Origin of the sequence: Mycobacterium sp., from assembly GCF_049673265.1 — a bacterium.
Lineage (GTDB): Bacteria > Actinomycetota > Actinomycetes > Mycobacteriales > Mycobacteriaceae > Mycobacterium.
The window spans coordinates 1-7,106 of the sequence record NZ_JBATXN010000508.1 but is presented as its reverse complement, the minus strand read 5'-3'; the positions used below and the strand labels follow the sequence as shown (position 1 = coordinate 7,106).

The following is a 7,106-nucleotide window of genomic DNA, read 5'->3' as shown; positions in this document are numbered from 1 at the left end:
CTTTCCCGGCCGAACCCGCTCTGGTTGAAGCCGCCGAACGGCGCACCACCGGGACCGAAACCGTTGACCGCGATCTGCCCGGTGCGAACCCGACGCGCAACGGCGACCGCACGGTCCACGTCCGTGCCCCACACCGCGCCGGAAAGACCGTACTGCGAGTTGTTCGCGATCTGCACCGCGTCGTCGTCGTCGTTATAGCGCAGAACCGACAGCACCGGTCCGAAAACTTCTTCCTGCGCGATCGTCGCATCCGGCGTGACACCGGTAAGGATCGTCGGCTCGAAGTAGAACCCGGTATCCAATCCCGCTGGGCGGCCACCGCCGGTCACCAGCTTGGCGCCGTCGTCAAGAGCCCGATTCACGTGTGCCTGAACGCGTTGCAACTGTGCGGCGCTGATCAGTGGGCCCATCTGCACGTCGGGATCGGTGGGATCGCCGACTTTGACCGTGCGGGCCAAAGCGACCAGCCGGTCGACGATCTCGTCGTGGATCGACTCGGGAAGCAACAGCCGACTGTGCAGTATGCAGGCCTGACCGGCGTGGAAGGAGCACGACTCGAACATCATCCGCTCCAATGTCTCGTCGCTGAGCGCGATGTCGTCGAGCACGATGCTGGCCGACTTGCCGCCGCATTCGAGCAGCAGCCGCTTCATCGTGCCACCGGCCGCGGCCATCACGTCGCGGCCGACCGCCGAGCTTCCGGTGAAGCTGACCATGTCGATCCGCGGATCGATGGTCAGCAGCTTGCTGGATTCGATATCGGACGGCGTAACGACATTGACCACCCCCGGCGGAATATCGGTGTGCTCGTCGATGATTCGGGCCAACGCCAGACCGGCGACCGGTGCCAGCGGCGACGGCTTGAGCACCACGGTGTTGCCCGCGGCCAGCGCGGCGCACACTTTCATCGCGTTGAGGGTGTGCGGAAAGTTCCACGGCGTCAGAATCGACACGACACCGAGTGGCTCATAGCGCAGCAGTGTGGTGCCCGCCGCGCCGTAAGCCTCGATCTGCTCTTCGACGGGATGGGTGGCCAGTTCGGCGGCCTGTAAGGCCGAAAACGCCGGCCCCTCCACGTGGATGACCCGCTCATTGCCGGTGCAGCCCCACTCGAGTTGCGCCAACGCGAAGAACTCGTCGGCGTGCGCGAGCAACGCCTCGCCGAGCTGGTTGAGCCAGCCCGCGCGCTGCTCGGGACCGGCGTCGGCCCACGGTCCCGCATCGAACGCGGCGCGGGCAGCCGCGATCGCGCTGTCCACTTGGGCAGGACTCGGGTCGGGCGCGCTGGCTATCACCGCCTCCGTGGCGGGATTGATGTCGTCGTAGCGGCCGTTCTCGGGCTTGACCCACTGCCCGTCGATGTAGACGTCGTAGCTGTCGATCAGTGAGCGGGGCTCAGCCATGTTGATTCCTTACGAGGGTCCGGCGGCTCAACGTTTGGTGTACACCTGTCGGGCCGGTGTCGTCAATGGCCCGGCGTCGCCGTCGCGCGCACTATCGCTATTTCAGCTTGACAGCAAGCATATTGACATTGACGGTGCCGCCAGAGTAAACAGAGTGCACCGGACAGATCGTATCCAAATGTACGATCGCGGTCCTGCCGAGGGAGTGCCGTGCACACTGAGTCCTGGCCCGCGGCCGCGCTGCACTCCCCCGACTTCTACGCCGGCGATCCCTATCCGGCATACCGGGAGCTGCGCGCGACGACGCCGGTCTGCTGGAACGACGTCACCAACTTCTGGGCGCTGTTGAAATACGAGGACATCCGGTTCGTCTCGAGCAGTCCGGCCCTGTTCTCCTCCACCAAGGGCGTGACCATCCCCGATCCGCACATGCCGAGCCCGGTCCAGCCCGGCAGCCTGATCTTCACCGACCCGCCGCGGCACCGGCAGATGCGCAAGCTGATCAACTCGGGGTTCACCCGGCGCCGGGTTGCCGTGCTGGAGCCGAAGATCCGTCAGATCGTTCGGGGAATCCTCGATGGCATCCAGCCGGACTCCGTTCACGAGTTCGCCGAACAGATCGCCGCTCCGCTACCCACCCGGATGATTGCCGAGCTGATCGGCGCGCCGCCCGATGACTGGGAGCAATTCCGGAAATGGTCGGACGCGGCCACCGGAACCGCCGACCCGGAGATCGAACTCGATCCGCTGGTAGCCGCCGGGCAGCTTTTCGAGTACTTCCAAAAACTCATCGGAGCCAGGCGCGCCGAACCCCGTGACGACTTACTGTCGGTACTGGCCGGCGCCGAGATCGACGGGCAGCGGCTCACCGACGAAGACCTGCTGAACTTTGCGTTCCTGCTCTTGGTTGCCGGCAACGAGACCACCCGCAATCTGATCGCGCTGGGCACGCTCGCGCTGATCACCCACCCCGACCAATGCCGGCTGCTCGCCGAGAATCCCTCGCTGATTCCGGACGCCGTCGAGGAGATGCTGCGGTGGAACAGCCCGGTGGTGCACATGGCGCGCACAGCAATGGCCGACGTAGAGATCCGCGGTCAGCGGATCGCCGAGGGAGATGTCGTGGTCATGCTGTACGGGTCAGCCAACCGCGACGAGGACGTATTCGGTTGCGACTCTGAGGAGTTCAAGGTGACTCGGCATCCGAACCCGCACATCGCGTTCGGGTGCGGTGAACATTCATGCGTCGGCGCGCAACTGGCTCGTCTGGAGGCGACGGTGATGTTCGAGGAGCTGCTGCACCGCTTTCCCCGGCTGGAACTGGCCGGCGAGGTCGACCGGATGCGGGCCACCATGGTGCCCGGGGTCAAACGAATGCCGGTCCGGCTGGGGGCCTGAGCGATGCAACTCGAATACACGCCCGAGCAAGAACAGCTGCGCGACGAGATCCGCGCCACGATGGACCAGGTCATGACGCCCGAACGGCAGGCGGCGGTCAGCGAACGCATCGAAGGCGGGCCCGCAGTACGCGAGTGCGTGCGCGCCCTGGCAGCCGCCGACCTGCTCGGTGTCGGATGGCCCAAAGAATATGGTGGAAGGGGCTTTTCGGCGATCGAGCAGTTTATCTTCGCCGAAGAAGCGCGACGGGTCAACGCGCCGATCCCACTGGTGACCCTCAACACCGTCGGCCCTACCCTGATGCAGTTTGGCACCGAGGAGCAGAAGCAGAAGTTTCTGCCGGCGATCCTGGAGGGCAGCGTCGAGTTCGCTATCGGCTACTCCGAGCCGGAGGCGGGCAGCGACCTGGCATCGCTGCGCACCACCGCCGTCCGCGACGGCGATGATTACGTGATCAACGGCCAGAAGATGTTCACCAGCGGCGCCGCATACGCCGACTACATCTGGCTCGCTGCGCGGACCGATCCAAACACCAAGAAGCACAAGGGTATTTCCATCTTCATCGTGCCTACCTCGTCGCCCGGATTCTCCTGGCAGCCGCTACACACCATGCCGGGCATCTCCACCTTCTACACGTTCTACGACAATGTGCGGGTCCCGGCGAGCGCGATCGTGGCCGGTGAAAACCAGGGCTGGCAGCTGATTACCACCCAGCTGAATTTCGAACGCGCCGCCCTGGGCAACCTCGGTGCCCTCGAGCCGTTGTTCGAGCAGACGCTGCAGTGGGCAGCCAGCACCGAGCTCGACGGCGGTCATGTTATCGACCAGCCCTGGGTGCAGTTGGCGCTGGCCCGGGTCGAGGCCGAGGTCGCGGCATACAAACTGATGAACCTGCGGGTCAACGCCGCGATGACCAAAGGTGCACTTAGCATGGGAGAAGCCTCGGCCGCCAAGGTTTTCGGCACGGAGTTGGCCCCACTGGTCGCCCGCCAGCTGCTGGAAGTGCTTGACCACAACGGTTTACGCCGCGGCGCCGACGCTCCGCTGCGCGGCGCACTGGAATCCGCCTACCGGGTTGCGGTCATCAGCACATTCGGAGGCGGCGCCAACGAAATCCAACGAGACATCATCGCGATGGCCGGACTGGGCATGCCGCGAGCACCACGCGATCTTCGCGCGACGGAGAAGTCAGGAGGACCAGCTCAGTGACCAACGCAGACACCGAGGTACTAGACAAGCTGAAAGCGCTTGTCGGCCAGCCCACCGGAGGCAGCGGCCAGCCGTCGCTAGCACCGGATCCGGTGAATCAACCGATGATCCGGCACTGGGCATACGCGCTCGCCGACATGAATCCCGTTTACCTCGACCCGCAGTTCGCGGCCAAGTCGCGTTTCGGCGGCATCGTGTCACCACCGGTGATGCTGCAAACCTGGACGATGCCGTCGCCGAAACTCGAGGGTATCGGAGAGCGGGGCGGAGCGCCGATGGAGATCAAGAACAATCCCACCGCGTTTCTCGATGAGGCCGGATACAGCAGCACCGTGGCGACCAACTCGGAGTTCGAAATTGAGCGCTATCCCCGGCTGGGCGATGTGATCAGCGCAACGTCAGTGTTCGAGGACGTCTCCGACGAGAAGAAGACAGCGCTGGGCACCGGCTTCTTCCTGACCTGGTTGATCACCTACACCGACCAGAATGGTGAAGTGCTGGGCCGCCAGCGATTTCGCGTGCTGCGATTCAGGCCACAACGCTGATGGCGACCCGACTGGCTCCGACAATCAGCCCCGACACCGAGTTCTTCTGGAACGGGCTGCGCGACCACAAACTGCTGATCCAGCGCTGCAATGGATGCGGAACGCTGCGCAACCCGCCGCGGCCGATGTGCCCGAAATGCCGTTCCCTAGACTGGGAAGCGGTCGAGGCGTCAGGGCGCGGCACCGTGTACAGCTACGTGATGCCGCACGAACCGCGGTTCCCGTTCTTCGACTATCCCTACATCGTCGTGCTGGTGCAGCTCGCGGAAGGAGTACGGCTCGTATCGAACCTATGCGACATCGACCCGGCCGACGTCACGGTAGGGATGCCTGTCGAGGTGTTCTACCAGCCTTTCGATAACGACCTTGTGCTGCACCAGTTCCGGCCCGCTGCCGAATGACCGGGTGACCCTATGGATTTCACGTTTACCGAAGAGCAAGAGACCATCAGCAAGCTGGCCCGAGAAATCTTCGAGCGCCGAGCCACACCGCAACGGCTGACCGAACTGGAAGCCGGCGAATCGCGCTACGACGCCGCGCTGTGGAAAGAACTCGCCGCCGTCGACCTGCTGGGCACCGCATTGCCGGAGTCGGTCGGCGGAAACGGCGGTGGCTTCGTGGAACTCGGCGTGTTGCTGGCTGAAGTGGGCTGGAGCGTGGCTCCGGTGCCCGCCTATCCGACGCTGCTGCTGGGCGCCGACCCGATCGCCCGGTATGGAAGTCGCGAGCAGCAGCAACGCTTCCTGCCCGGCGTCATCGATGCAAGCCACATCCTGACCGCGGGTCTGCAAGAACCGGGCCGCTCCGACCCCAGCAACCCCGCGACCGCTGCTCGTCGCGACGGCCCGAATTGGCGGCTGGACGGCACCAAAGAGCTGGTGCCGGCCGCCCAGTTCGCCGACACAGTGTTGATACCCGCCAGCACCGGAGACGGCGAGACTGGCTTGTTCCTGCTGGCGACCGCCTCCGCTGGCGTCGATATCCGGCCGGCCGCGACCACCACCCGCGAGCCGCGTGCCGATGTATTTCTCGACGGTGCAACGGTTTCCGCCGCTGATCGGCTTGAGGGCCCGGATTCTCTGGTCTCGTCGTTATACACCCGCGCGCTGGTTGGACTGTGTGCGATCCAGCTCGGCGTCTCCGACCGGGCCTTGCGAATGGCCGCCGAATACACAACCGGCCGTGAGCAATTCGGCCGCCCGATCGGCAGCTTCCAGGCGGTGCAGCAGCGAATGGCCGACGGATTCATCGACGTCGAGGCGATGCGGTGGACCACCTGGCACGCAGCCTGGCTGATCGCGCAAGGCCGGCCGGCCGATCGCGCAGCACGGATCGCGAAGTTCTGGGCCGCCGAGGCCGGTGCCCGCGTCGCGGCCACCACCCAACACGTGCACGGCGGGATCGGCATCGACACCACCTATCCGCTGCATCGTTACTTCTTATGGGCCAAGCAGAACGAACTCACGCTGGGTTCGGCTTCCCAGCAGCTGGCTCACCTCGGCAGCACATACCCGGAAGGACGGCTATGACGACAGCCAAGACCCGCACTGCCACCTTGCAGTGGAGCGAGATCGAGGTGGGCGACGAGGTGACGCCGCTCGAAATCCCGATCACCACCACGATGATCGTCGCCGGTGCGATCGCGTCGCGTGACTTCATGCCGGTGCATCACGACCGCGACTACGCCAACAAGCAGGGCTCGCCCAACTTGTTCATGAACATCCTGACCTCCAATGGATACTGCGTGCGTTTTCTCACCGATTGGGCCGGTCCCGAAGCGATGGTCACGAAGCTTTCGATTCGCCTTGGTGTGCCGTGCTTTCCGGATGATCCGCTGCGCTTTACCGGCAGCGTGACCGGCAAGACTAGAGGTTCCCGCCAGGGGGCGCTGGATGAGAACTTCGTCGAGGTGACGTTTAAAGCGTCCAACAGCCTTGGCGATCACGTCTCCGGCACGGCCGTGCTCAGCCTGCTCGACGAGGCTGGCGCATGAGCAGTTCGCTGCCCGGCAGCTGCGCCATCGTCGGCATCGGCCAAACCGAATTCTCCAAAGAATCCGGGCGCAGCGAGCTGCAATTGGCATGCGAGGCAGTCAGTGCCGCACTCGACGACGCCGGCCTCACACCCAGCGACGTCGACGGCATGGTCACCTTCACGATGGATTCCAGCGACGAGATCGACATCGCCCGAAACGTAGGCATCGGTGACCTCAGCTTCTTTTCCCGCGTGCATCACGGGGGCGGCGCGGCCGCGGGTACGGTCGTGCACGCCGCGATGGCCGTCGCGTCGGGCGTCGCCGATGTGGTGGTGTGTTGGCGCGCATTCAACGAACGCTCCGGCTTTCGGTTCGGTGGCAGCGGACGCACCAGTGCCGAGACCCCGCTGTTCATGGCGCACTACGCGCCGTTCGGCTTGCTCACTCCCGCAGCCTGGGTCGCCATGCACGCTCAGCGCTACATGTCGACCTACCGAGTCACCAACGCCGACTTCGGAAACATTTCGGTCGTCGACCGTGCGCACGCCGCGCGCAACCCCGACGCCTGGTTCTACC

At 64.8% G+C, this 7,106-nt stretch carries 7 protein-coding genes and 1 pseudogene; 7 read left to right on the top strand and 1 reads right to left on the bottom strand.

The genetic code is table 11. The features are described 5' to 3' along the window. The coding region (locus tag WBF82_RS17545) for an aldehyde dehydrogenase family protein (RefSeq protein WP_424384236.1) at positions 1-1,403 on the bottom strand (1,403 nt) is incomplete at its 3' end. A gap of 240 nt (positions 1,404-1,643) precedes the next feature. Here WBF82_RS17545 and WBF82_RS17540 point away from each other — a divergent pair. The 7 genes and pseudogenes from WBF82_RS17540 to WBF82_RS17510 form a co-directional block, all read left to right on the top strand. Beyond that, positions 1,644-2,801, top strand: coding sequence for a cytochrome P450 (locus WBF82_RS17540; RefSeq protein WP_424384237.1), 1,158 nt, complete (start codon positions 1,644-1,646; stop codon positions 2,799-2,801). 3 nt (positions 2,802-2,804) lie between these two features. Beyond that, complete coding sequence (locus tag WBF82_RS17535) at positions 2,805-4,010, top strand: acyl-CoA dehydrogenase family protein (RefSeq protein WP_424384235.1); 1,206 nt, start codon at positions 2,805-2,807, stop codon at positions 4,008-4,010. Continuing rightward, on the top strand, positions 4,007-4,555 hold the full coding sequence (locus tag WBF82_RS17530; RefSeq protein WP_424384234.1) for an FAS1-like dehydratase domain-containing protein: 549 nt from the start codon (positions 4,007-4,009) through the stop codon (positions 4,553-4,555). The genes WBF82_RS17535 and WBF82_RS17530 overlap by 4 nt, the downstream gene beginning before the upstream one ends. Beyond that, the gene (locus WBF82_RS17525; protein WP_424384233.1) at positions 4,555-4,956 is read left to right on the top strand and encodes a Zn-ribbon domain-containing OB-fold protein; all 402 of its coding nucleotides are present in this window, start codon (positions 4,555-4,557) and stop codon (positions 4,954-4,956) included. The genes WBF82_RS17530 and WBF82_RS17525 overlap by 1 nt, the downstream gene beginning before the upstream one ends. 12 nt (positions 4,957-4,968) lie before the next feature. Then, positions 4,969-6,084 (top strand): acyl-CoA dehydrogenase family protein, encoded by a 1,116-nt coding sequence (locus WBF82_RS17520; RefSeq protein ID WP_424384232.1) that lies wholly within the window; start codon positions 4,969-4,971, stop codon positions 6,082-6,084. Continuing rightward, a complete protein-coding gene (locus WBF82_RS17515) occupies positions 6,081-6,548 on the top strand; it encodes a MaoC family dehydratase (RefSeq protein ID WP_424384231.1) in 468 nt (155 codons plus the stop codon). The genes WBF82_RS17520 and WBF82_RS17515 overlap by 4 nt, the downstream gene beginning before the upstream one ends. Then, positions 6,545-7,106, top strand: a pseudogene (locus WBF82_RS17510) (lipid-transfer protein); the annotation flags it as partial. The gene WBF82_RS17515 and the pseudogene WBF82_RS17510, both read left to right, overlap by 4 nt.

Bases quoted from the DNA above. Each gene is read 5' to 3' on its own strand.
- WBF82_RS17520 (WP_424384232.1), top strand. From the start codon at position 4,969: ATGGATTTCACGTTTACCGAAGAGCAAGAGACCATCAGCAAGCTGGCC.
- WBF82_RS17515 (WP_424384231.1), top strand. From the start codon at position 6,081: ATGACGACAGCCAAGACCCGCACTGCCACCTTGCAGTGGAGCGAGATC.
- WBF82_RS17525 (WP_424384233.1), top strand. From the start codon at position 4,555: ATGGCGACCCGACTGGCTCCGACAATCAGCCCCGACACCGAGTTCTTC.
- WBF82_RS17535 (WP_424384235.1), top strand. From the start codon at position 2,805: ATGCAACTCGAATACACGCCCGAGCAAGAACAGCTGCGCGACGAGATC.